This window comes from Paraburkholderia acidiphila (assembly GCF_009789655.1).
Classification (GTDB): Bacteria; Pseudomonadota; Gammaproteobacteria; order Burkholderiales; family Burkholderiaceae; genus Paraburkholderia; species Paraburkholderia acidiphila.
Genome location: NZ_CP046909.1, coordinates 1,103,332 through 1,125,464 on the forward strand (window position 1 = coordinate 1,103,332; position 22,133 = coordinate 1,125,464).

Annotated in this window: 18 protein-coding genes; 6 read left to right on the plus strand and 12 right to left on the minus strand. The window is 65.3% G+C overall.

The annotated features are described in order from the left end of the window. Positions 1-10: 10 nt before the first annotated feature. Positions 11-454, plus strand: coding sequence for an acyl-CoA thioesterase (locus FAZ97_RS04960; protein ID WP_158757453.1), 444 nt, complete (start codon positions 11-13; stop codon positions 452-454). Positions 455-470: 16 nt separating this feature from the next. Here FAZ97_RS04960 and FAZ97_RS04965 read toward each other — a convergent pair whose 3' ends face one another. From FAZ97_RS04965 to FAZ97_RS04975, 3 genes are all read right to left on the minus strand, one after another. Continuing rightward, positions 471-1,382, minus strand: coding sequence for an ATP adenylyltransferase family protein (locus FAZ97_RS04965; RefSeq protein WP_158757454.1), 912 nt, complete (start codon positions 1,380-1,382; stop codon positions 471-473). Between the two features lie 6 nt (positions 1,383-1,388). Continuing rightward, positions 1,389-1,874: an adenosine-specific kinase gene (locus FAZ97_RS04970; protein WP_158757455.1), complete on the minus strand. Its 486-nt coding sequence runs from the start codon at positions 1,872-1,874 to the stop codon at positions 1,389-1,391. Between the two features lie 188 nt (positions 1,875-2,062). Further along, the gene (locus FAZ97_RS04975) at positions 2,063-3,325 is read right to left on the minus strand and encodes an MFS transporter (protein WP_158757456.1); all 1,263 of its coding nucleotides are present in this window, start codon (positions 3,323-3,325) and stop codon (positions 2,063-2,065) included. Positions 3,326-3,752: 427 nt separating this feature from the next. Between FAZ97_RS04975 and FAZ97_RS04980 the strand changes: the two genes are divergently transcribed. After that, positions 3,753-5,432 (plus strand): methyl-accepting chemotaxis protein, encoded by a 1,680-nt coding sequence (locus FAZ97_RS04980; protein ID WP_158757457.1) that lies wholly within the window; start codon positions 3,753-3,755, stop codon positions 5,430-5,432. Between the two features lie 73 nt (positions 5,433-5,505). On the opposite strand, the gene iolB is transcribed toward FAZ97_RS04980, so the two are convergent. The 7 genes from iolB to FAZ97_RS05015 all read right to left on the minus strand — a co-directional run bounded on the left by iolB (position 5,506) and on the right by FAZ97_RS05015 (position 14,570). Continuing rightward, positions 5,506-6,309, minus strand: coding sequence for a 5-deoxy-glucuronate isomerase (iolB, locus tag FAZ97_RS04985; protein ID WP_158757458.1), 804 nt, complete (start codon positions 6,307-6,309; stop codon positions 5,506-5,508). Then, positions 6,306-7,220: a myo-inosose-2 dehydratase gene (gene iolE / locus FAZ97_RS04990; RefSeq protein WP_158757459.1), complete on the minus strand. Its 915-nt coding sequence runs from the start codon at positions 7,218-7,220 to the stop codon at positions 6,306-6,308. The genes iolB and iolE overlap by 4 nt, the downstream gene beginning before the upstream one ends. Positions 7,221-7,253: 33 nt before the next feature. Continuing rightward, on the minus strand, positions 7,254-9,236 hold the full coding sequence (gene iolD, locus FAZ97_RS04995; RefSeq protein WP_158757460.1) for a 3D-(3,5/4)-trihydroxycyclohexane-1,2-dione acylhydrolase (decyclizing): 1,983 nt from the start codon (positions 9,234-9,236) through the stop codon (positions 7,254-7,256). Beyond that, positions 9,233-11,248 carry a bifunctional 5-dehydro-2-deoxygluconokinase/5-dehydro-2-deoxyphosphogluconate aldolase gene (locus FAZ97_RS05000; protein ID WP_158757461.1) on the minus strand — a complete coding sequence of 672 codons (2,016 nt, stop codon included), beginning with the start codon at positions 11,246-11,248 and terminating at the stop codon, positions 9,233-9,235. The genes iolD and FAZ97_RS05000 overlap by 4 nt, the downstream gene beginning before the upstream one ends. A 37-nt stretch (positions 11,249-11,285) precedes the next feature. Then, positions 11,286-12,095, minus strand: coding sequence for an ATP-binding cassette domain-containing protein (locus FAZ97_RS05005; protein ID WP_158757462.1), 810 nt, complete (start codon positions 12,093-12,095; stop codon positions 11,286-11,288). 13 nt (positions 12,096-12,108) lie between these two features. Continuing rightward, positions 12,109-13,272 carry an ABC transporter permease gene (locus FAZ97_RS05010; RefSeq protein ID WP_158757463.1) on the minus strand — a complete coding sequence of 388 codons (1,164 nt, stop codon included), beginning with the start codon at positions 13,270-13,272 and terminating at the stop codon, positions 12,109-12,111. A 236-nt stretch (positions 13,273-13,508) separates the two neighbouring features. Further along, a complete protein-coding gene (locus FAZ97_RS05015; RefSeq protein ID WP_158757464.1) occupies positions 13,509-14,570 on the minus strand; it encodes a sugar ABC transporter substrate-binding protein in 1,062 nt (353 codons plus the stop codon). A gap of 284 nt (positions 14,571-14,854) precedes the next feature. On the opposite strand from FAZ97_RS05015, the gene FAZ97_RS05020 reads away from it, so the two are divergent. The 4 genes from FAZ97_RS05020 to FAZ97_RS05035 all read left to right on the plus strand — a co-directional run bounded on the left by FAZ97_RS05020 (position 14,855) and on the right by FAZ97_RS05035 (position 18,209). Continuing rightward, the gene (locus tag FAZ97_RS05020) at positions 14,855-15,745 is read left to right on the plus strand and encodes a MurR/RpiR family transcriptional regulator (RefSeq protein ID WP_158757465.1); all 891 of its coding nucleotides are present in this window, start codon (positions 14,855-14,857) and stop codon (positions 15,743-15,745) included. Continuing rightward, positions 15,738-16,760, plus strand: a complete 1,023-nt coding sequence (gene iolG / locus FAZ97_RS05025) for an inositol 2-dehydrogenase (RefSeq protein ID WP_158757466.1) — start codon at positions 15,738-15,740, stop codon at positions 16,758-16,760. Before FAZ97_RS05020 ends, iolG begins: the two co-directional genes overlap by 8 nt. Positions 16,761-16,807: 47 nt before the next feature. Then, positions 16,808-17,863 (plus strand): Gfo/Idh/MocA family oxidoreductase, encoded by a 1,056-nt coding sequence (locus FAZ97_RS05030; RefSeq protein WP_158757467.1) that lies wholly within the window; start codon positions 16,808-16,810, stop codon positions 17,861-17,863. A 118-nt stretch (positions 17,864-17,981) separates the two neighbouring features. Further along, entirely contained in the window at positions 17,982-18,209 is a 228-nt protein-coding gene (locus FAZ97_RS05035) for a sulfurtransferase TusA family protein (RefSeq protein ID WP_028214640.1), read from the plus strand. A 94-nt stretch (positions 18,210-18,303) separates the two neighbouring features. Here the strand turns inward: FAZ97_RS05035 and galU are convergent, their stop codons facing one another. Together galU and FAZ97_RS05045 are read right to left on the minus strand one after the other, a co-directional pair. Then, positions 18,304-19,185: a UTP--glucose-1-phosphate uridylyltransferase GalU gene (gene galU, locus FAZ97_RS05040; protein WP_028208043.1), complete on the minus strand. Its 882-nt coding sequence runs from the start codon at positions 19,183-19,185 to the stop codon at positions 18,304-18,306. A 79-nt stretch (positions 19,186-19,264) separates the two neighbouring features. Beyond that, positions 19,265-22,132 carry a valine--tRNA ligase gene (locus FAZ97_RS05045; protein ID WP_158757468.1) on the minus strand — a complete coding sequence of 956 codons (2,868 nt, stop codon included), beginning with the start codon at positions 22,130-22,132 and terminating at the stop codon, positions 19,265-19,267. Position 22,133: the final 1 nt, after the last annotated feature.

Consider the following 22,133-nt stretch of genomic DNA (forward strand, 5'->3'; position numbering starts at 1 on the left):
GATCACGCTGATGAACCGACCCGTCACCGTCGCCCGCTCCGGGTATCGCCATTTCCTGCCGATCGGCACGCGCTGGATGGACAACGATGTCTACGGCCACGTGAACAACGTCGTCTACTACAGCTACTTCGACACCGTGGTGAACGAGTATCTGATCCGCGCGGGCGCGCTCGACATCGAACACGGCACGACGATCGGGCTCGTGGTCGAAACGCAGTGCAACTACTTCGCGCCGCTCGTGTTTCCGGAGCGCGTGGAGGCGGGGCTGCGGGTGGCGCGGCTCGGTTCGTCGAGCGTGCGCTATGAGGTTGGCCTCTTTCGCGAAGGCGAGGAGGCGCCGGCGGCGCAGGGGCATTTCGTGCACGTCTACGTCGATCGCGCGACGCGCCGGCCCGTGAGCGCATTGCCCGATGCGCTGCGCACGGCGCTCGAGCCGCTCGTTGTCGAGCGCTAACGCATCCTGGCGCACCTTAGCGTGCCACGCTCACGCGTTCGAGCGCCGTCATCGGGCCGAGTTGCGTGAGCGTCTGCAGCTGCGCTGCGTTGCGCACGAAGAACGAACCTGCAAAGCCGAGCGAGTTCACCGAGATACCCTCGACGCATTCCGCTGTGCGTGGCACGACCAGCATCCATTGGCGCGTGACGAGCAGGTTGTAAGGCGCGCCCTGATGCGCGACGCCGCCTACATCGATGGCAGGTACGCCCGCTGCATCGAGCAGCGCGCGATAGCAGTCGAGCGCGACGTGCACAGCATCGTCGGTGATGCCCTTGCCGCGGCCGAGATCGAGGCGCGCGAACGCATGGCGAAACGCAAGCCCTGGCACGATCGCGATGGGACGTGCGCCGTGAACCGTCTGTGCGCTGCCGAGCAAGGCTTCGAGGGGCGTCACATGAGGCCCCTCGCCCGCGAGCGGCAGCGGCACCATCTGCAGATGTTTGTGCGGCTGGCTCGCGCCTGCGGCCGCGCCGCCGTTGTAGAACGCGAGACCGTCGATCTCGCGCAGCGCCGCGATCAGCGCCGTGAAGTCCGCCGCGTCGAGCACCGCTTCCTGCGGCTCGTAGCGACGCGTCACGATCAGCAGGTGCTGGTCGATCACGTTGAACTTGTTGAGCAGCGCGACGTGCGTGGGCGTCAGATCGCCAACGAAGAGATCGGGCTCGTACGGCAAAAACGGATCGCGCGGCGGTTGCGAACCAGACGCAACCACAGTCTGCGGCGTGAGCCGCGCTGCCTCCTTGCGCGCAAGATTCCCGGCCACGCGCACATAGAAACGCATGCCGCCATCGTCGATGAAGGTATGCGCGGTCTCGATGGGGTGCAGCGCGCCGCACGCGAGCGCGAGCGCCGTCTGCCGCTCGATTGCCTCGCGCAGCGTTGCCATGGACGCTCAGGCCTTGTAGCCGATCGCGCGTAGCAGTTCCTTGCGCCAGCGCACGTCGTCCTCGGCTTCGACGCCGAGCGGCGGCATGCCGTCCACCACGCCGACGATGCCTCGCCCTTGATCGGTTTCCGCAATCAGCACCTGAGTCGGGTTCGCCGTGGCGCAGAAGATGCGACAGACCTCGGGCACGGCCTTGATCGTGTTGAGCACGTTGATGGGGAAAAAGCCGTCGCCGAGAAAGACGATGAAACAGTGACCGGCGGCGATGCGCAGCGCGTTTTGCGTCGCCATCTCGATGAGCGCGTCCTGCGTGCCCGAGCGCCGCACGAGCCGCTTGCCGGACGCCTCACAAAACGCGAGGCCGAACTGGATGCCCGGCACCGTGCCATAAAGCGCCTCGTGCAGATCCTCGACGGACTTGATGAAGTGGGTCTGGCCGAGGATGAAGTTGGTGGCTTCGGGCTTTTCGATCTCTACCGTGGACAGTTGCATGACGGACCTCGTGCTCGGGCGTCTCGAAAGCGCCGCATTCGCAGGACACGGCTGGCGGGCGGCGGCCAACCACAAGCCTAGTACGAAGTCGCGTCGAGTCAAAGCGTGTGCAGCCGCACAAAGAACAACGGCCGGCGCCCTGAGGGGCGTCCGGCCGTTTTGCCGAGCGATGAAGCGTGCTGCCGCGCTTACGCTGCCTTTTTCGCGCGCTTGCCTTCCACGTCGGGCAGCAGGACGGTGAGGATGCCGATGAGCGGCAGGAACGAGCAGACCTTGTAGACGAAGGCGATGCTGGTGGCGTCCGCCAACTGGCCGAGCACCGCTGCGCCGATCCCGCCCAGGCCAAACGCAAAGCCGAAGAACAGACCCGCAACCATGCCCACCTTGCCCGGAATCAGCTCCTGGGCATACACGAGGATGGCCGAGAACGCCGAGGCCAGCACCACGCCGATGATGACCGTGAGCACGCCGGTCCAGAACAGGTTGGCGTAGGGCAGCAGCAGCGTGAAGGGCGCCACGCCGAGAATCGAGCCCCAGATCACGTACTTGCGGCCGATGCGGTCACCCACCGGACCGCCGATGATCGTGCCGGCGGCAACGGCGGCGAGGAACACGAACAGATGGATCTGCGCGGCCTGCACGGAGAGGTGGAAGCGGTCGATCAGATAGAACGTGAAGTAGCTGTTGATGCTCGCGAGGTAGAAGTACTTCGAGAACACGAGCAGCACGAGCACGGCCATGGCGCCCGCCACGCGACCGCGCGACAGCACGACGTGCGGCACCTCGGCGCGCTTCTTTTTCATCGCAGGGTGAGCCTTGTACCAGCGGCCGATCTGCGTGAGCACGACCATGCCGACGAGCGCCGCCACCGAGAACCACGCGATGCTGCGCTGGCCATGCGGAATGACGATCGCGGCGGCGAGCAGCGGCCCGAGCGACGTGCCCGCGTTGCCGCCCACCTGAAAGAGCGACTGGGCGAGGCCGTGACGCCCGCCCGACGCCATGCGCGCCACGCGCGACGATTCCGGATGGAACACCGACGAGCCGCAACCCACCAGCGCGGCAGCCACGAGCAGCACGCCGAAAGTCGGTGCAACCGACATCAGCAGCAGGCCGCAGAGCGTAAAGCCCATGCCGACGGGCAGCGAATACGGCAACGGCCGCTTGTCGGTGAACACGCCCACGAGCGGCTGCAACATCGACGCCGTGATCTGGTAGGTGAGGGTGATGAGGCCGATCTGCGTGAACGACAGCGAGAAGTTGTCCTTGAGCATCGGGTAGATGGCGAGGATCAGCGACTGGATCATGTCGTTGAGCAGGTGCGAGAAGCTGATCGCACCGAGCACCGAGTAGACGGTGCGTTGCACCGCGCCCGCGGCGGGGGCGGAAGCGGCCGCGGACGAACCCGCGGCGCCGCCCGGCAGGGCGCGCTTGTCGAGACTGGTTTCCATGTTTTCAGTAGCAGCAGAGAGTATTCAGCGGGCACCACTCCAGGCGGGCAGCGGCGACGGCATGAAAGGACATGTATAAGAGTTATGAGCGCAGTGTAATGTGTCTTGCTCGAACTGTACGGACAAGATTTGTCGAGAATCGGCCACGGACGGGCACCGTTGCCCTGCGGCCCAATGCCGCAAGGGGCTGGAGCCCATACTCGAAATTGATGCGGGATTTTTGGCGTTTCATTTTGGCCATGTATAAACCGCCGATGTGCGCGCCCACGAGGTGCGCAATACGGGGCCGGAAGACGAGCCGCACCGCGCGCCGCAGGGTTAAAAGGCGGGGTAAAGATTGCGCGACGGCGTGCCGTAGACCGGAGTTGAGGCGTAACGCACATCACGAACGGTGGCGCTACGTCGAACAACAATGCTGGAGACCAAAATGAAAGCAGTAACGCAAGGCGGCAGGCACGCAGGCTTCGTGCCGCAGGATCCGGCAGGCAGCGCGGCGAACGCGCAGCAGCACAAGGGTGGATTCACCGGCGCAACGCGCAGTTCGCGGCTTTCCGTGAAGGCCACGCTGCGCCTCGCCTTCGCGCTCGTGCTGATCGGCACGCTCGCCATCGGCGCCGTTTCGCTCGCGCAAATCAGCCGCCTCAACGGCTCGACGCAATCGATCTACGAGCAGGGCTACGTCGCGAGCCGCGCCGCCGAGGAAGCGCGCGGTCATGTGCTGCGCGCGAGCCGCGCCCAGAAGATGCTGCTTACGGCGACCACGGCGCGCGAGCGCGACGAACTGGGCCAGGACATCGACAAGGATCTCGGCGCGCTGGAGCGCGGCATCGGCCAGTTGCAGCAATACGCGCAGGAGCAGGGCGGCGACGCGCTCGCGCTGCAAAAGAAGCTCGCCGATGCGACCACGACGTGGAGCGGTCATCTGCGCGACTTCGTGACGCTCGTGAAGCAGCAGCCGCTCGATCTCTCGCAGATGAGCTGGCAGGTGGGCACGCAGGACGTGTCGCTGCTCGTCGAGACCGGCAAGCTCGAAACGCTCGTCAACGACCTCGTCGCGCAGCGCGGCACGGCCGCGAAAGCCACGATCGGCAATGCCGAGTTCATCTTCAAGTCGTCGTTCGTGATGATGGCCGTGGCGACGGTGGCCATGTTCGTGCTCGCGTTCTTCGTGAGCGAATGGGTCGTGCGGCGCATCGCGCGGCAACTGGGCGGCGAACCGGCGCACGCCAAGGCCATCGCGGCCCGCATCGCGGCCGGCGATCTCGCACAGCCCGTATCGGTTCACGCACGCGACGCGGCGAGCATGCTGGGCGCGCTGCGCGACATGCAAAAAGGCCTCTCGACCACGGTGTCCGAGATCGCCGCGAGCGCCGAGGCGATCGCCTCCGCCTCGGGCGAAATCTCGACGGGCAACCTCGATCTGTCGCGCCGCACCGAAGAACAGGCCATGGCGCTCGAACGCACGGCGAGCAGCATGGAGCAACTCACGTCCACGGTGCGCCTGAACGCTGAGAACGCAGAGCAGGCCAGCACGCTCGCGGGCAACGCCTCGGCCATCGCGGAGAAGGGCGGCTCGGTCGTGAGCCGTGTGGTTGCGACCATGCAGGAGATCAACGACAGCGCGAAGAGCATTGCCGACATCATCGGCGTGATCGAGGGCATTGCGTTCCAGACCAACATTCTCGCGCTCAACGCGGCCGTGGAGGCGGCGCGCGCGGGCGAGGACGGGCGCGGCTTCGCCGTGGTGGCGGGCGAGGTGCGCAGCCTCGCGCAGCGCAGCGCGGCGGCGGCCAAGGAGATCAAGGCGCTGATCGGCGCGTCGGTCGAGCGCGTGTCGAATGGCTCGACGCTGGCGCAAGACGCGGGCTCGACGATGGACGAAGTCGTGAAGGCCGTGCGGCGCGTGAACGACATCATCGGCGAGATTTCGGCGGCTTCGCGCGAGCAGCGCTCGGGCATCGAGGAAATCAGCCGTGCGGTCACGCAAATGGACGCCGGCACGCAACAGAATGCGGCGCTCGTGGAAGAGGCGACCGCCGCGGCGCAATCGCTCGACGATCAGGCGAAGGTGCTCAAGCGTCTCGTGGGGAAATTCCGGTTGGCTTGAGGCGCTTGCAGTTCGTTGCAGGCACAACGAAAAACGCCGCGTGGTTCGACACGCGGCGTTTTTGATTGGCGCATCATTTCGCGTCGCGCTCGATGATCCACTCGTGCGCGGGGTCGTTGTGGAAGTGCCATTCGCGCGTCGGGCCCGCCATCACGTTCAGGTAGTACGAGTCGTAGCCATACGGCACGACCACGGGGTGATAGCCGCGCGGCACCATCACGACGTCGTGATTTTCCACGGCCATTGTTTCGTCCAGATCGCGCGCGTCGGTGTACACGCGCTGGAACGCGAAACCCTGCGGCGGATTGAGCCGGTGATAGTAGGTTTCCTCGAGCGCGCTTTCCTGCGGCAAACGGTCGGCGTCGTGCTTGTGCGGCGGGTAGCTCGACGAGTGGCCCGATGGCGTGCGCACTTCGACCACGAGCAGCGATTCCGCGGGGGCGTCTTGCGGCAGGATATCGCATACGTAACGCGTATTCGCGCCCTTGCCGCGCGTGGAGCGTTTCATCTGCGCGGGCTCGATGAGGCGTACCGGCAGCGTGCCTTTGGCGGGCGCACTCGCTACGCCCACTTCGGCGTTGCGTTTCGCGCGCACGGTCGCTTTCACGCCGGGCGGCACGTAGAGCGCATACGGCGCGGCGTCTTCGAACACACTATCGCGCGAGCCGAGGCTCGACCAGCGCTCGCCGCCCGCGTCGATATCGACCGCACCCGAGAGCACGACGATGCAGCTCTCGCGATCGGGCTCGGATACGTAGACGACTTCATCCGCCTCGAGCCGATAGGCGGCGAAGCCGACATAGCGCCAGCCCGCGGTATCGGGCGTGACGCGCGCGATCGTCTGGCCTTCGCGCGCGGCCTTGACCAGCAGAGTCATGCTGCCTCCTTCGATTGGGTATCCGTAGCATCGACGAGCGTGCGCAACGTGCGGTAACCCTTCTGCGCATACTCGTAAGACGGTGCGATCACGGGGTCCTGCTCGGCTTCGACGACGAGCCAGCCGCGATAGCCGTGGCGCTTCAGGCGCGCGACGATCGCGGGGAAATCGACGGCGCCGTCGCCCGGCACGGTGAACGCGCCGGCCAGCACGGCGTCGAGAAAGCTCCAGTTGCGGTTGCGCGCGAGCTTCATGACGGCAGGGCGCACGTCCTTGCAGTGCACATGGCATACGCGTGCAATGTGCTTGTCGAGTTCGGCAACCGGGTCGCCGCCCGCGAACGTCATGTGGCCCGCGTCGAACAGCAGGCCCACTGCGTCGCTCGTGCGCGCCATGAGCTTGTCGACATCGGCGGGCGTTTCGACATACGCCCCCATGTGGTGATGGTACGCGAGCCGCACGCCGCGCGAGAGCGTGTGGCGCGCGAAGGCGTCCACGCGCGCGGCGTATTCGTCCCACTGCTTGTCGCTGAAAAAGCGCGGCCGTTGATACAGCGGGCGCGGCGCGCCCTGAATCGAATCGGCGACCTCGCCGTAGACCATCACCGTTGCGCCGTTCTGCGCGAGCAGGTCCAGATGCTTGTCGACAGCGGCAATCTCTTCCTCCACGCTGCGCCGCGCGAGCATGCCCGAATACCAGCCGGAGACGAGCGAAAGATCGTATTGCGCGAGGAGCGCCCCCAGCGCCTGCGGCTCGCGCGGAAACTTGTTGCCGAGCTCGAAGCCCTCGTAGCCGATCTCGCGGCCCTCGGTCAGCGCCTGCGAGAGGGGCGTCTCGCCGCCGAGCGAGGGCAGGTCGTCGTTCATCCACGACAGCGGATTGATGCCGATGCGTACTTCAAATGCGCTCATGTGCGCTCCTGGATGTCTGTATCGTCAAACGCGTTATGCGTTGCCGGGTTCGTCGTCGCCGTCGGCCGCGCTTTCGTCAGGTTCGGCCGCTTGCGCGCGACCACCGCGTTCGGCGACATGTTCCTCATAGCGCTCGCGCGCCTCGCGTACGGCAGCGCGCGCGGATACCTCGGGCACCGCGACCTCCCACCACCAGCCGCCTTCCTCGGTCGTGCGCGCGGGGTCAGTGTCGATGCAGACCACATAAGTGCGCGACGAAGCGCGCGCGCGTTGCAGCGCCGCTTCGAGTTCCGCGACGTTCGCCACGTGTTCGGCCTGCGCGCCGAGCGAGCGCGCATGCGAGGCGAAGTCGATGCGCGGCGCGCCGAGCGGTCCTTGCGCGCAGTCGTCGAACAGGTTGTTGAACGGCGCGCCGCCGCATGCCTGCTGCAGCCGGTTGATACAGCCGTAGCCGCGGTTGTCGAGCACGACGATGATGAGTTTCGCGCCCAGCATGACCGAGGTGGCGATCTCGCTGTTCATCATCAAATAGCTGCCGTCGCCCACCATGACGATGACTTCGCGATCGGGCCGCGCGAGCTTCGCACCGAGGCCCCCCGCAATCTCGTAGCCCATGCACGAATAGCCGTATTCGACGTGATAGGCGCCGGGCTGGCCCGCGCGCCACAGTTTGTGCAATTCGGCAGGCAGCGTGCCGGCCGCGCAGACGACGATATCTTCGGTGTACGAACGGCTCGACGAGCGCTGCACGGCGCCGATCACATCGGCGTCGTAGGGCAGGCAGTTGCGTTCCTGCGGCGCGTGCGTCAGGCGCTCGACGCTCGCACGCCATTCGTTGGCCAGGCGCTGTGCGTGAGCGGTCCAGTTCGCGTCGGCGCGCCAGTTGATCAGCTCGTCGTTGAGCGCGGCGAGCGCCTGGCGCGCGTCCGCCCGCACGGCGAGGCCGTCGTGCTTGAGCGCGTCGAAGGCATTGGCGTTCACGCCGATCACATGCGCATTGGCGAAGAGCGAGTTCGAGCCGGTCGTGAAGTCCTGCAAACGCGTGCCCACGGCGAGCACGCAGTCGGCGTCGCGCGCGAGTTCGTTGGCGGCGGGCGAGCCCGTCACGCCCAGCGCGCCGACGTTGAGCGGATCGTCCCATGCGAGCGAGCCCTTGCCCGCCTGGGTTTCCGCCACGGGAATGCCACGCGAGGCGGCGAGCGTCTGCAAGGCGTGCGAGGCGCGCGAATAGAGCACGCCGCCGCCCGCCACGATCAGCGGACGCTTCGCGCGATGCAGCTGAGTGAGCGCCGCGTCGATCTCGGTCTGAATGGGCGCGGGCGCGTGGAACGTCACAAGACGCGGCGTGAAGAAGCTCGCCGGATAGTCCCACGCCATCGCCTGCACGTCCTGCGGCAGGGCGAGCGTGACCGGGCCGCACAGCGCGGCGTCGGTGAGCACGCGCAACGCGCGCGGCAGCGCCGTGAGCAACTGCGCGGGATGCACGATGCGGTCGAAGTAGCGCGATACGGGCTTGAGCGCGTCGTTGGCGGAAACGCCGCCGTCGTGCAGGTCCTCGATCTGTTGCAACACCGGATCGGGCTCGCGCGATACGAAGATGTCGCCGGGCAACAGCAGCACGGGCAGGCGATTCACGTGCGCGAGCGCTGCGGCGGTGACGAGATTCGTCGCGCCCGGGCCGATCGACGTCGTCACTGCCATCATGCGGCGCCGGAAATGCGCCTTGGCATAGGCGATCGCGCTGTGCGCCATGGCCTGTTCGTTGTGCGCGCGCAGCGTAGGCAATTCGTGCCGATGCTGATACAGCGCCTCGCCGATACCCGCCACATTGCCGTGACCGAAGATCGCGAACACGCCGCCGAATAGCGGTTCGGTGCGGCCCGAGCCGTCCTCGCTCGCCACGCGCTGGGCGGCGAGATAGCGCACGAGCGCCTGAGCCGCCGTAAGCCGCACGGTGCTCGCGTGCTGCGCGCTTTCTTGCGAGGCGTATTCGCCAGGAGCGATGCGTTGGTTCATGCCGCCTTCTCCTCATGGTTGGCGTGCGTGCCGTCCGCTTCGGCGCGCGCGGAACGCCATGCACCGATCAGCGTTTCGAATGCTCGGCGTGCGCGCGCAATCACTTCGTCGTCGCCGATCTCGCCTGCCAACCAGGCGAGGCTCGGCTCATAGAAGATCGAGCGGCCCACCGTGAAGCCTCGGCAGGTGTTCGAAGCGGCCGCCGCGCGGAAGCCTTCCACAAGCTGGTCGATCGGCGCGGAGAGCCCGAGCAGCACGACGCCGCGACAATACGGGTCGCGCTCGGCGATCAGCGCGTCGATGTCGCGCCATTGCGCGGCGCCCGTCGGTTCGAGCTTCCACCACTCCGGATAGAGGCCGATGTTGTAGAGCCGCTTGAGCGCGCGATAGACCGTGTCGGGCGCATTCGGCTTGCCGTTAAGCTTCGGCGGAATCACTTCGAGCAGCAGTTCGTGGCCGCTTGCCTGGGTGGCGTCGTAAAGCGCGCGCAGCTGCGCTTCCTGTTCGAGACGCTGTTCGATCGGCTCGTCGGGATGGAACTGCACGAGACACTTCACCGTGTGGTCGATGGGCCATGAGGCGAGCGTCGTGCCGATCGAGCGGCCGTGATCGAACACGAGCGGCACGGACCCCGGCAGCTCGACCGGGCGGCCGATCCACCAGCCGCGGCCGGTCGCGGCGTTGAGCGCGTCCTGGCCGTAGCGGTCATCGATCAGGACACCGATGCGTCCTTGCAGACCGAGCGAGCGTTCAGTTTGCGCCACCGCCTCGACGAAGAGATTCTTCAGATAGGAAATGCGCGCTTCGCTGACGCCGGTCTGCTGAGCAAGATCGAAGAACTGGTTGCGATGATCGAACGCGAAACCGAGCACTTCATCGTGCCGCTTGCGCGCGGGGGTCACGCGATGCAGGCGCGCAAGCGTCGCGTCGCGGTCGGGTCGGCGCATGCGCACGGGGTCGGCGGCGGCTTCACGCAGGAAGTAATCGAGTTCGACCGGCGTAGGCATGGCGGGCGCGCAGCCGTGTCGCGAGACGACGAGGGCGCCGCATGCATTGGCCGTGCGCGCGCAGTCTGCGAGCGATGCGTCGCGCAGCCAGCCCGAGAGGAAGCCGGAGGCGAACGCGTCGCCCGCGCCAAGCACGTTGAGCACTTCGACTTCCACGCCGCGCTGCATCGGCAGATCGTCCATCGAAGCAGGCACGGCGCCTTCCACGATCTGGCAGCCCAGCGGCCCGCGCTTGACGAGCAGCGTCGCATCCGTGACTTCGCGCACGCGCTTGAGCGCATCGACGAGCGTTTCCTTGCCGCCCGCGATGCGGAACTCTTCTTCGGTGCCGATCACGAGATCGAAATGCGGCAAGATGCGCTGCAAATGCGCGCTCACGCCTTCGCTCGCGACGAAGCGCGTCTCGCCGTCGGCCTTGCCCGTGAGACCCCACAGCACGGGCCGGTAGTCGATATCGAGCACGGTGCGTACGTTGTTGCGGCGCGCGTAGTCGAGCGCGGTGAGGCTCGTGCGGTTTACCTGTTCAGTCGAGAAGTGCGTGCCGGTGATCAACAGCGCTTTCGATGAAGCGATGAAGGCTTCGTCGAAGTCGCCCGAATCGACGGCCATGTCGGCGCAGTTCTCGCGATAGAAAATGAGCGGGAACGTGTCGCGGTCTTTCAGGCCCAGCACCACGAGCGCCGTGAGGCGTTCGTGGTCCACTCGCACGTGGCTCGTGTCGCAGCCTTCCTTCGCGAGCGTTTCGACGAGAAAGCGCCCCATGTGGTCGTCGCCCACGCGCGTGAGCATGGCCGACTTCAGGCCAAGACGCGCGCAGCCGAAGGCGATGTTCGCCGAGGAGCCGCCCAGGTACTTCGCGAACGTGGAGACGTCTTCGAGCCGCGCGCCCACTTGCTGCGCGTAGAGATCGACACCCAGGCGGCCAAGGCAGACGATGTCGCGGCTGCGCCCGGCGGCGAAGCGGCTTGGGGTGGAACGGGGCGGGGTTGAATGAGTCAGGGCCATGTGTATTCCTGTTGAGTGCTGTGCCGTGCGGGCGCGATCAGATGGTCGCGCCGTCGAGCTCGGCGATCATCTTCTGCATCTCTGCGCCGCCCGCCATCATGTCGAGCACTTCGTTCTTGCTGATGGTGTCCTTCGTGTAGGTGCCGAGCGACCGCCCGCGATTGAGCAGCGTGAACGAGTCGCCAATCGGGTAGGCGTGGTGCACGTTGTGAGTGATGAAGATCACCGAAATACCCTTCGCGCGCGCCGCATGGATCAGCTTGAGCACATTGAAGCTCTGCTTCACGCCGAGCGCCGCGGTCGGCTCGTCGAGAATCAGCACACGCGCACCGAAGTGAATGGCGCGCGCGATGGCGAGACACTGCTTCTCGCCGCCCGACATCGTGCCGATGGCCTGATGCGGGTCGCGCACATTGATGCCCATGCCGGCGAGACGATCCTTCGCGATCGTTGCGCTCGCATCGAGATCCATCACGTTGATGAAGCCGAACAGCTTCTTCTGTGGCTCGCGGCCCATGAAGAAGTTGCGCGCGACCGAGAGCAGCGGCACGAGCGCGAGATCCTGGTAGACGGTGGCGATGCCGAGGTCTAGCGCGTCCTTGGGCGAATCGAACGCCACGGGCTTGCCGTCCACGAAATACTGGCCGGAAGTTGGCTGGTGCACGCCGGCGAGTGTCTTGATGAGCGTGGACTTGCCCGCGCCGTTGTCGCCGAGCAGGCAGTGCACCTCGCCGCGTTTGAGGCGCAGCGTGACGCCGTTGAGCGCAATGACCTTGCCGAAGTACTTGCTGACGTTCTCGAGCGCGAGAATCGTGTCGTCGCTGGCGGTGTTGGTGGTATCGGACATTTGAGCCTCCGGCTTACGATTGCGCGACGCGGCGGCGCACATAGTGATTGAAGAGCACGGCAATGAGCAGCATCACACCGAGGAACACGCGGAACCAGTCCGAATCGATGTTCGTGTAAGTGATGCCGATCTGCACGACGCCGAAGATGAGCGCGCCGAATGCCGCACCGATCACCGAGCCATATCCGCCCGTGAGCAGCGTGCCGCCGATCACCGCGGCGATGATTGCTTCGAACTCCTTCTGAAGACCGCGGTCGGCGGCGGCCGAGCCGATGTCGCACACTTGCAGCACGGCGAAGAGGCACGAGCAGAACGCGGTGAGCATGAAGAGCGAGATCTTCACGCGCTTCACGGGCACGCCTACGTTCTTTGCAGCGTTGGAGTCGCCGCCCACGGCGAGAATCCAGTTGCCGTAGCGCGTCTTGGCGAGCACGAATGCGCCGATGGCCACGAGCGCGAACCACCAGAGAATGACTTTCGGCACGCCCGGCACGAGCGGCTGGCCGTTATCGAGCATCTTGCCGATGCCGATATGCGCGAGTCCCACGAACAGGCCCTTGAACGCCGTGCCGTGAAAGAGCAGGTTGGTGATGAAGTCGGATTTCGCCACGTCGCCCACGCCCGAGACGATCGTGCGGTCGGCGAACATGATCGAGAGCGCGAGGGTCAGGCCGCGCAGGATGAAGAGGAACGCGAGCGTGACGATGAACGAGGGCAGCCGCGTGCGCATCACGAGGTAGCCGTTCAGCGCGCCGAGCGCGGTGCAGCCCACGAACGCGAACAGAATGGAAAGCGCGATGGGCCAGTGGAAATACATCGTGGGGATCGCCACCATCATGCCGGCGAAGCCGATCATCGAGCCGATGGAAAGGTCGAACTCGCCGGCGATCATGAGCAGACAGGCGCCGACGCTCAGGATACCGAGGTAAGCGGCGACCTGGGACCAGTTCATCACGCCGTCGAGATCGAACATGCCCGAGCCGCCCGCGCCGATCGCGAAGACGGCGAAGACCAGCACGGTGCCGGAAATCGCGGCGAATTCGGGGCGGCCGAGCAGATGGCCGAACCACGATTCGCGGCGCACGCGTTCGTCGCTGGCGCCTGGCTGCGGCGTGGGCGCGTCTTGCGCGCCGCTCTCCTGAGCGTGCGAGGGGAAGTGTTTGCCGGCTACACCCATGATGTCTCCTGTATCGACCCGAGTTGGCGCTTTAGCGCGTGACTCGAGTCCTATGCACGGCTTTCGGCCGTGTGAGGCGCATTCGCACCTGCATTGGCTCAAATGCCCGAGCGCATTCCCCACAAGCAACTGCCTTGCAGTAGAAGCAACACGGTGAATGGCGCGCGGCGAGGCTGGCGAGAGGCGATGGGCATCGGAAGATGCTAGCCGCCGCCGCGCGTGGCTGACGAAAAAGCTTAGCGGTACTGACCTGCGTACTTCACAACCTTGTCGACATTCTCCTTGGTGATGAAACCCGGACCCGAGCGGATATTCTTCGGGCCGTACGAGGGTTGCAGGCCATACGTTTCAAGGCGCTGCTTGAACTTCGGATTCGCTTCGAGAATCTGGCGGATCTTCTGCGGGTCCGTGGTGTGCTCCTTCTTCACGATCGCGAGCACGGCCACGGGGATATAGCCCTGCAGGTACGGTTGCTGGTCGATCGCGAACTGGATGGTGCCCGCGCGGATCGCCTTGGCAATGTCATCCGAAAAGTCGAACGTGCAGAAGTAGATCTTGCCCGCGAGGCCCATCTGGTCGATGGCCTTGAGCGTGGCGGCGGCCGGCACCGGGCCGAGCGTGAGGATCGCGCCCGTGTTCGGATGGTTGCGCAGATACGCGCTCACCTTCGACTGGATTTCTGTCGGGTCCTGGCCCGAGTCGATCGTCGAGGTCTTGTAGTCCACGCCGAGCGCATCGGCAAAGCCGCGGCAGCGTTCGAACGACACGGCGTTGGTGGCGAAGTGGTTCACGCACAGGAACGACTTCACGCCCGCAGCCTTGGCTTTTTCGCCGGCTGCTTTGCCCGCCACATATTCAGGCTGACCCACGTGCATGATCGCGCCGAGTTTCTCGCTCTGTTCCTCGGTGCCCGAGTTGATCGTCACGAGCGGGATCTTCTTTTGCGTGACCTTGCCGATGGAACTCTTGAGCACGTCGTAGTCGGCAATGGTGACGATCACGCCGTCGTAGTTGCGCGCGGCGGCCTGTTCGATCAGGCGCGACATGTCGGCGATGTCGCCGTTGGGCGGATTGCGATAGTCGGTTTCGACGTTCCAGTCGTCGTCGGCCTGCTTGATGGCGTTCTTGATCGTGTTCCACCACGAGTCGGAATCGGGCGCGTGGCTGATCAGCACGAAATGCGCGTCGGCGGCTTGCGCGGTTTGCGCGCTGAGCACGCTCGCACCGGTCAGTCCCGCTGCCAGCGCGAGCACTGCGGCCAACTTTCGGAGCATGGTCTTGCCCTTGCGTTGAGTCATTGTCTCCACCTTTCTCGGTCTGTCGTTCGTTCTTGGGGTGAGCGTCGCAGCCGCGCTTTTTACTTGCCGCTTGCTACATGGACCGAATGGACCAACTGCCGCGCTCATCGACAAGATTAGGACATCGCCTCGCGACTTGCAACGAAAATTTCATTGCAAATAAAAATGGAAAATCTGTTCCATTCGTGTGACACGCTGCCTATAATCGGCTCCGTCGGCATGGCGTGGAATGCAAGCCGGATAAGGCTTTGCGGCAATGCGGCAATCAGCGAAGGAAAACGATCATGGCGGATGACACAACCGACGCCGTAGCGGGCGTAGACGAATTGATGCAGCGCATCGCGCAGGATTACGAGGCGCTGCCGCGTCAGCTGAAAAGCATCGCGACCTACATCGAACAGCACCGCGCGAGCGTGATGATGGACCGCACGAGCGACATTGCCGCGAGCTGTGGCGTGCATCCCTCGGCGGTGGTGCGCTTTGCGCAGCGCTTCGGGTTCTCGGGCTTCTCCGATCTGCAGGCGGTTTTCCGGCAGGCGTATGCGGGCCAGGGCGCCTCTGCCACGAGCTATCAGCAGCGCATTCGCCAGCTGATCGACGCCAAGGAGGGCGAGACGAGCCCGGACATGGGGGGCGCCGTGGCGCGCGAGTTCATCGGCGCGTGCCGCAGCGGGCTCGACGAACTCGAAGCGGGGCTCGACGGAGCGCAGTTCGACGAGGCCGTGAAGATGCTCGAGCAGGCGGACAACATCTACGTGATCGGCGTGCGCCGCTCGTTTCCGGTGGCCAGCTATATCGTCTATGCCTTGCAGCACACGCGCAAACGCGTGCATCTCGTCTCGGGGCTCGGCGGCATGTACCACGAGCAGATCCGCAGTGTGAAGAAGGGCGACGTGGTGATCGCCATCAGCTTCGCACCGTATGGCAAAGAGACGCAGTACTGCCTGCGCGTGGCGCAGCAGCACCACGCCAAAACGCTCGTCATCACCGATAGCCAACTTTCGCCGCTCGCGCGCCACGCGAACGCGCAACTCTATGTGAAAGAGGGGAGCGCCTTCGCGTTCCGCTCGCTCACCAGCACTTTCTGCCTGTGCCAGGCGCTCTTCATTGCGCTTGCGTACCGGCTCGAACTCAACGTGGAAGAATCGACCGACACCGGAGGATACGATGACTAGTGCAGCAAGCGGAGCCACGAAAACGTTGGATGTGGCGGTATTCGGCGCGGGGCGCATCGGCCGCATTCATGCGGGCAATCTCGCGCGCCAGCCGGGCGTGCGTCTGAAGTACGTGATCGATGTGAATCGCGCCGCCGCCGCCGCGCTGGCCGCGCAGCATGGCGCAGAGGTTGTCGATGTGGACGCCGCGTTCGGCGACGCTTCTATCGGCGCCACGGTGATCTGTTCGAGCACCGATACGCACTCCGAACTGATCCTGAAATCGGCAGCGGCGGGCAAGCATATCTTTTGCGAAAAGCCTGTCGATCTGACCGTCGAGCGTGCGCGCGCCTGCGCAGAAGCGGTTCAGCGCGCGGGTGTCGTGGCCATGATCGGCTTCCAGCGTCGCTACGATCCCACGTTCGCCGCGCTCAAGACGCGCCTCGACGCAGGCGAGATCGGCACGCCGGAAATGCTGATCGTCACGAGCCGCGATCCGGGTGCGCCGCCGGTGGAATACATCAAGCATTCGGGCGGCATTTTCAAGGACATGCTGATCCACGACTTCGACATCTTCCGCTGGATTCTCGACGACGAAGCGCTGACCGTGCACGCCACGGGCAGTTGCCTGTCCGATCCGGCGATTGCCGATGCGGGCGACATCGATTCGACGGCGGTGACGATCCGCACGAAGCGTGGGCGCCTTTGCCAGATCAACACGGCGCGGCGCGCGGCTTATGGCTACGACCAGCGCTTCGAGGTGCTCGGCAGCGAAGGCATGCTGCAGGCCGGCAACATGAAGCCGACCGAAGTGGTGGCGTGGTCGAAGACCGCCGTGGCGCAGGACGTGCCCGAGGCCTTCTTCCTCGAACGCTATCGCGCGGCCTACGCGCGCGAAATGGCGCATTTTCACGAAGCGGTGACGCAGGGCGTGCCGGTGCGCACATCGGTCGCCGACGGCCTGAAGGCGCTGGAACTGGCCGAAGCCGCCTCGCTGTCGTGGCGCGAGGGGCGTGTGGTCAAGCTGGGCGACTGAAGCGGATCAGGCAGCGATCAAGCGTGGATCAAGCAAGGAGACGAGGAATGCAGGCAATCGATCGTGCCCAGCCGTTGCGCGTGGGCGTGGCGGGACTGGGGAGGCTGGGCCGGCGGCATGCGCAGAACCTGGCGTTTCGCGTGCCGGGCGCGACGCTCGCGGCAGCGTGCAGTCCGCTCGAAGCGGATCTCGCGTGGGCGCGCGAGGCGCTGCCCGCCGCGCGCCTGTATGGCGAATACGCAGACCTGCTGGCGGATCAATCGGTCGATGCGGTGTGGCTCGTCACGCCCTCGGCTTTGCACGCGGAGCAAATCGTGCAGGCGCTCGAAGCGGGCAAGCATGTGTTTTGCGAGAAGCCGCTTTCGCTCGATGTGGCCGAATGCGAGCGCGTGGTGAACGTGTCGCGCCGCCATCCGGACAGGCAGGTCACCATCGGTTTCATGCGCCGCTTCGACCCGAGTTATCAGGACGCCTACGCAAAAGTGCAGGCCGGTGCGATCGGCAGGCCGTTTCTCGTGCGCTCGCAGACTTGCGATCTCAACGATCCCGAAGGTTTTTTCGTGCGCTTCGCGCCCACCTCGGGCGGCATTTTCCTCGACTGCACGGTGCACGACATCGATGTTGCACGCTGGCTGCTCGGCAAGCCGCGCGCCACGCGTGTCTACGCGGCTGGCGCGATCGCGCTGCATGAAGGCCTGCGCGAAGCGGGCGACGTGGATAACGGCGTTGCGATCTGCGAGTTCGAGGACGGGCGTCTCGCGATGTTCTACGCTTCGCGCACGATGGCGCATGGCAACGACACGTCGAGCGAGGTGATCGGCACGGCGGGCGCGCTTGCGATCGGGCGCATCCCGCGCGCGAATCGCGTCGATGTCTACGACGCGACGGGGGTGCGCAGCGTTTGCACGCCTACGTTCTTCGACCGTTTCGAAGAGGCGTTCCTGATCGAGGCGCAGGCGTTCGTCGCGGAAGTCGCGGCGCGCAAGGCGGGTACAGCGGAGAAGGGCAGCCTCTGCGCGACGCTCGAAGACGCGCTGGAGGCCACGCGCATCGGCCAGGCGCTGCGCGAATCGCTGCATACGGGGGCGGCGGTCACGCTGTAAGCCAGGCTGCGATCAGGGGCCAAGCGGCGGCTGGCGTAGCTGCGGTAAAATCGACGCTATTGCCAGCGCCGTCTCACGCCGCGACGGTGCGTCACCGAAGGATCCAACCCCGATGCAGATTCAGGTTCACAAGGAAGTGGATGCGCGCGGGCTGAACTGCCCGCTGCCGATCCTGCGCGCCAAGAAGGCGCTCGCCGACATGGAAAGCGGCCAGATCCTCAAGGTCCTCGCGACCGACCCCGGTTCGCAGCGCGATTTCGCCGCGTTCGCGAAGCAAACGGGCAACGAGATCGTGGAAAGCTCGAAGCAGGAAGAGACGTTCGTGTTTCTGATGCGCCGGCGCTAAACGCCGAGCGCCGAAGCAGATGAAAGAATGGCCCGCATGAGAATGCGGGCCATTTTTGTTCGTGCAGGATGGGTCCGGATTTAGCCGGGGGCGCCTAGCCTTCCAGCACCGGCTTGCGCGTACGCAGATACTCGTCGAAATCCGCGCCGACTTCCGGGTGACGCAGCGCGAACTCAACCGTCGCCTTCAGATAGCCGAGCTTGCTGCCGCAGTCGAAACGCGTGCCGTGATACTTGTACGCGAGCACCTGCTCGTCGGCGAGCAGCGACTGGATCGCGTCGGTGAGCTGCAGTTCGCCGCCCGCGCCGGGCTTGATCGACTTCAGATGCTCGAAAATGCGCGGCTTGAGCACGTAGCGGCCAACCACGCCGAGGTTCGACGGCGCGACTTCGGGCGCCGGCTTTTCGACGATGCCCGAGAGCTTGACGATCGAGTCTTCCCACTCCTTGCCGTCGACAATGCCGTACGAGCGCGTTTCCGAGGGCGGGATCTCTTCCACGCCGAGCACCGAGCTATGGTAGTGGTCGAACACTTCGACCATCTGCTGCATGACGGGCGGCGTGCCGTAGAGCAAGTCGTCCGCGAGAATCACGGCGAACGGGTTGTCGCCCACGAGCTTTTCCGCACACAGCACGGCGTGGCCCAAGCCGAGCGCCTCGGGCTGACGCACATAGAAGCAGTCGACGTTGTTCGGCTTGATGTTGCGCACCAGTTCGAGCAGCTTCGCCTTGCCGCGCGCTTCGAGTTCGGCCTCGATCTCGTACGACTTGTCGAAATGGTCCTCGATCGCGCGCTTGCTGCGCCCGGTCACGAAGATCATTTCCGTGATGCCCGCAGCCACGGCTTCTTCGACCGCGTACTGAATGAGCGGCTTGTCGACCACGGGCAGCATTTCCTTCGGGCTGGCTTTCGTCGCCGGAAGGAAGCGCGTGCCTAGGCCCGCTACCGGGAATACCGCTTTTGTCACTTTCAGCATGTCTTTAGTCCCTGTCCTGGTGCTCGTGCGACGCCGCGGGTGCGGCGTCACGCGTTACAGCCTTTGGCCGATATGGCGCTCAGGCCGGCAACCGCGTGAGTTGCGCGGTCAGCTTGTCCAGCGTTGCCTGGTATTCTGCCAGTCTTTTCTGCTCCTGCTCAACGACTGCGGGCGGTGCTTTTGCTACAAAACTGTCATTTCCTAGCTTCGCCTTGCACTTCGTCACCTCGTTGGCGAGTCGGGCGATTTCCTTCGACAGGCGTTCGCGTTCGGCGGCGACATCGATCTCCACCTTCAGCACGAGCTTGTCCGTCCCTACGATAGCAACTGGCGCGCCCGCCGAGGCGGCGTCGAGCGCGGCTTCGTCGGCGATGATCTGGACCTCCGAAAGCCTGGCAAGCGCCTGCGCATACGGCGCGAACGTCGCGAGGCGTTCGGCGTTGCCCGTGGCGAGCAGCGGCACCTTGGTGGCGGGCGAGAGGCCCATTTCGCCACGCAGGTTGCGGCATGCGTCGATCACGGCCTTCAGGTCGGCGGCCCACTGCTCAGCGGCTTCGTCGATCTTCTTCGTTTCTGCGACCGGGTAGCGCTGCATCATGATCGATGCCTCGCCTTCCGCGGCACCTTGCGGGTACGCGTCAGTGAGCGGCGCCACCTTCTGCCACAGTGCTTCGGTGATGAACGGAATCACCGGGTGAGCCAGGCGCAGTACCGTCTCCAGCACGCGCAGCAACGTGCGGCGCGTGGCGCGCTGCTGCTCGGGCGTACCCGTCTGGATCTGCACCTTCGCCAGTTCCAGATACCAGTCACAGTATTCGTCCCAGACGAACTTGTATATGGCGTTGGCCACGTTGTCGAAGCGATAGTCCGCGAAGCCCTTCGCGACTTCGGCTTCCACGCGTTGCAGGAGCGAGACGATCCAGCGGTCGGCCTGCGAGAAGTCCGTGTAGCCGCCGGGGCCGCAATCGCCCGGCTGGCAGTCGCCCGGCTTGCTGAAGCCGCAGTCGTGGCCTTCGCAGTTCATCAGCACGAAGCGCGTGGCGTTCCAGAGCTTGTTGCAGAAGTTGCGATAGCCCTCGCAGCGCGCGAGGTCGAAGTTCACGTTGCGGCCGAGCGTGGCCATGGAAGCCATCGTGAAGCGCAGCGCGTCGGTGCCGAACGCGGGAATGCCGTCCGGGAACTCCTTGCGCGTCTTCTTTTCGATGGTCGCGGCCTGCTTCGGATTCATGAGGCCGGTGGTGCGCTTGGCCACGAGGGCTTCGAGCGCGATGCCGTCGACGATATCGATCGGGTCGAGCGTGTTGCCCTTGCTCTTCGACATCTTCTGGCCTTCGGCGTCGCGCACGAGGCCGTGCACGTACACCGTGTCGAACGGCACCTTGCCGGTGAAGTGCGTGGTCATCATGACCATGCGCGCCACCCAGAAGAAGATGATGTCGAAGCCGGTAACAAGCACGGAAGAGGGCAGGAAGGCCTTCAGTTCAGGCGTATCCGCAGGCCAGCCGAGCGACGAGAACGGCACGAGCGCCGACGAGAACCACGTGTCGAGCACGTCTTCGTCGCGCTTCAGTGCGCCCTTGTAGCCCTTGGCGTCGGCCTGTGCGCGCGCGTCTTCCTCGTTCTTCGCGACGAAGATCTCGCCATTCTCGCCGTACCACGCGGGAATCTGGTGGCCCCACCAGAGCTGGCGCGAGATGCACCAGTCCTGGATGTTCTCGAGCCACTGGTAGTAGGTGGTCGTCCAGTTTTCCGGCACGAACTTGATCTGGCCGCTACGCACCACGTCGAGCGAGGTCTCGGTGATCGACTTGCCGGGGTTGAAGGTGCCCTCGGGCGCGGACTTCGTCATCGCCACGAACCACTGGTCCGTGAGCATCGGCTCGATCACCACGCCCGTGCGGTCGCCGCGCGGCACCATGAGCTTGTGCGGCTGGACCGAGTCGAGCAGACCGAGCGCCTCGAAGTCGGCCACCACCTGCTTGCGCGCCTCGAAGCGGTCGAGACCGCGGTATTTTTCAGGCGCGTTGTCGTTGATCTTCGCGTCGAGCGTGAGGATCTCGATCATCGGCAGGCCGTGGCGCAGGCCCACCTGGTAGTCGTTGAAATCGTGCGCGGGCGTGACCTTCACGACGCCCGTGCCGAACTCGCGGTCCACGTATTCGTCGGCGATCACCGGAATTTCGCGGTCGGTGAGCGGCAGCTTGACCATCTTGCCGATCAGGTGCGCATAGCGCTCGTCTTCCGGGTGCACCATGACGGCCGTGTCGCCGAGCATGGTTTCCGGGCGCGTCGTGGCGACCGTCAGCGTGGCCGAGCCGTCCGCGAGCGGGTAGCGCAGGTGCCACAGGTTGCCGTTTTCTTCTTCGCTCGCCACTTCGAGGTCCGAGACGGCGGTGAGCAGCACCGGGTCCCAGTTCACGAGGCGCTTGCCGCGGTAGATCAGGCCCTGTTCATAGAGCTTCACGAACACGTCGCGCACGGCGGCCGACATCTTGTCGTCCATCGTGAAATACTCGCGCGACCAGTCGATCGAGGCGCCCAGACGCCGCACCTGGCCCGTGATGGTCGAGCCCGACTGCTGCTTCCATTCCCACACGCGCTCGACGAACTTCTCGCGGCCCAGGTCGTGGCGCGAGATCTTCTGCGCGTCGAGCTGGCGCTCGACCACGATTTGCGTGGCGATGCCCGCGTGGTCCGTGCCCGGCACCCACAGCGTGTTTTCGCCGAGCATGCGGTGGTAGCGCGCGAGGCCGTCCATGATCGTCTGGTTGAACGCGTGCCCCATGTGCAGCGTGCCGGTGACGTTGGGCGGCGGCAACTGGATCGAGAAGTTCTTGCGGCCGGGCTCGAAGGTCGCGGCGGCGTAGCCTCGACGCTCCCATTCGGGCCCCCAGTGGGCCTCGATGGTCTGGGGCTCGAAGCTTTTCGCTAGCGTGCTGTCGCTCATG

What these genes read in the sequence shown, in the direction of transcription:
- iolE (WP_158757459.1), bottom strand. Translation starts at nt 7,220, where the DNA reads ATGAGCGCATTTGAAGTACGCATCGGCATCAATCCGCTGTCGTGGATG.
- galU (WP_028208043.1), bottom strand. Translation starts at nt 19,185, where the DNA reads ATGCTGAAAGTGACAAAAGCGGTATTCCCGGTAGCGGGCCTAGGCACG.
- FAZ97_RS05015 (WP_158757464.1), bottom strand. Translation starts at nt 14,570, where the DNA reads ATGACTCAACGCAAGGGCAAGACCATGCTCCGAAAGTTGGCCGCAGTG.
- FAZ97_RS05030 (WP_158757467.1), top strand. Translation starts at nt 16,808, where the DNA reads ATGCAGGCAATCGATCGTGCCCAGCCGTTGCGCGTGGGCGTGGCGGGA.
- iolB (WP_158757458.1), bottom strand. Translation starts at nt 6,309, where the DNA reads ATGACTCTGCTGGTCAAGGCCGCGCGCGAAGGCCAGACGATCGCGCGC.
- FAZ97_RS05005 (WP_158757462.1), bottom strand. Translation starts at nt 12,095, where the DNA reads ATGTCCGATACCACCAACACCGCCAGCGACGACACGATTCTCGCGCTC.
- FAZ97_RS04965 (WP_158757454.1), bottom strand. Translation starts at nt 1,382, where the DNA reads ATGGCAACGCTGCGCGAGGCAATCGAGCGGCAGACGGCGCTCGCGCTC.
- FAZ97_RS05020 (WP_158757465.1), top strand. Translation starts at nt 14,855, where the DNA reads ATGGCGGATGACACAACCGACGCCGTAGCGGGCGTAGACGAATTGATG.
- FAZ97_RS04970 (WP_158757455.1), bottom strand. Translation starts at nt 1,874, where the DNA reads ATGCAACTGTCCACGGTAGAGATCGAAAAGCCCGAAGCCACCAACTTC.
- FAZ97_RS05045 (WP_158757468.1), bottom strand. Translation starts at nt 22,132, where the DNA reads ATGAGCGACAGCACGCTAGCGAAAAGCTTCGAGCCCCAGACCATCGAG.
- FAZ97_RS05010 (WP_158757463.1), bottom strand. Translation starts at nt 13,272, where the DNA reads ATGGGTGTAGCCGGCAAACACTTCCCCTCGCACGCTCAGGAGAGCGGC.
- iolG (WP_158757466.1), top strand. Translation starts at nt 15,738, where the DNA reads ATGACTAGTGCAGCAAGCGGAGCCACGAAAACGTTGGATGTGGCGGTA.
- FAZ97_RS05000 (WP_158757461.1), bottom strand. Translation starts at nt 11,248, where the DNA reads ATGGCCCTGACTCATTCAACCCCGCCCCGTTCCACCCCAAGCCGCTTC.
- iolD (WP_158757460.1), bottom strand. Translation starts at nt 9,236, where the DNA reads ATGAACCAACGCATCGCTCCTGGCGAATACGCCTCGCAAGAAAGCGCG.
- FAZ97_RS04960 (WP_158757453.1), top strand. Translation starts at nt 11, where the DNA reads ATGAACCGACCCGTCACCGTCGCCCGCTCCGGGTATCGCCATTTCCTG.
- FAZ97_RS04980 (WP_158757457.1), top strand. Translation starts at nt 3,753, where the DNA reads ATGAAAGCAGTAACGCAAGGCGGCAGGCACGCAGGCTTCGTGCCGCAG.
- FAZ97_RS04975 (WP_158757456.1), bottom strand. Translation starts at nt 3,325, where the DNA reads ATGGAAACCAGTCTCGACAAGCGCGCCCTGCCGGGCGGCGCCGCGGGT.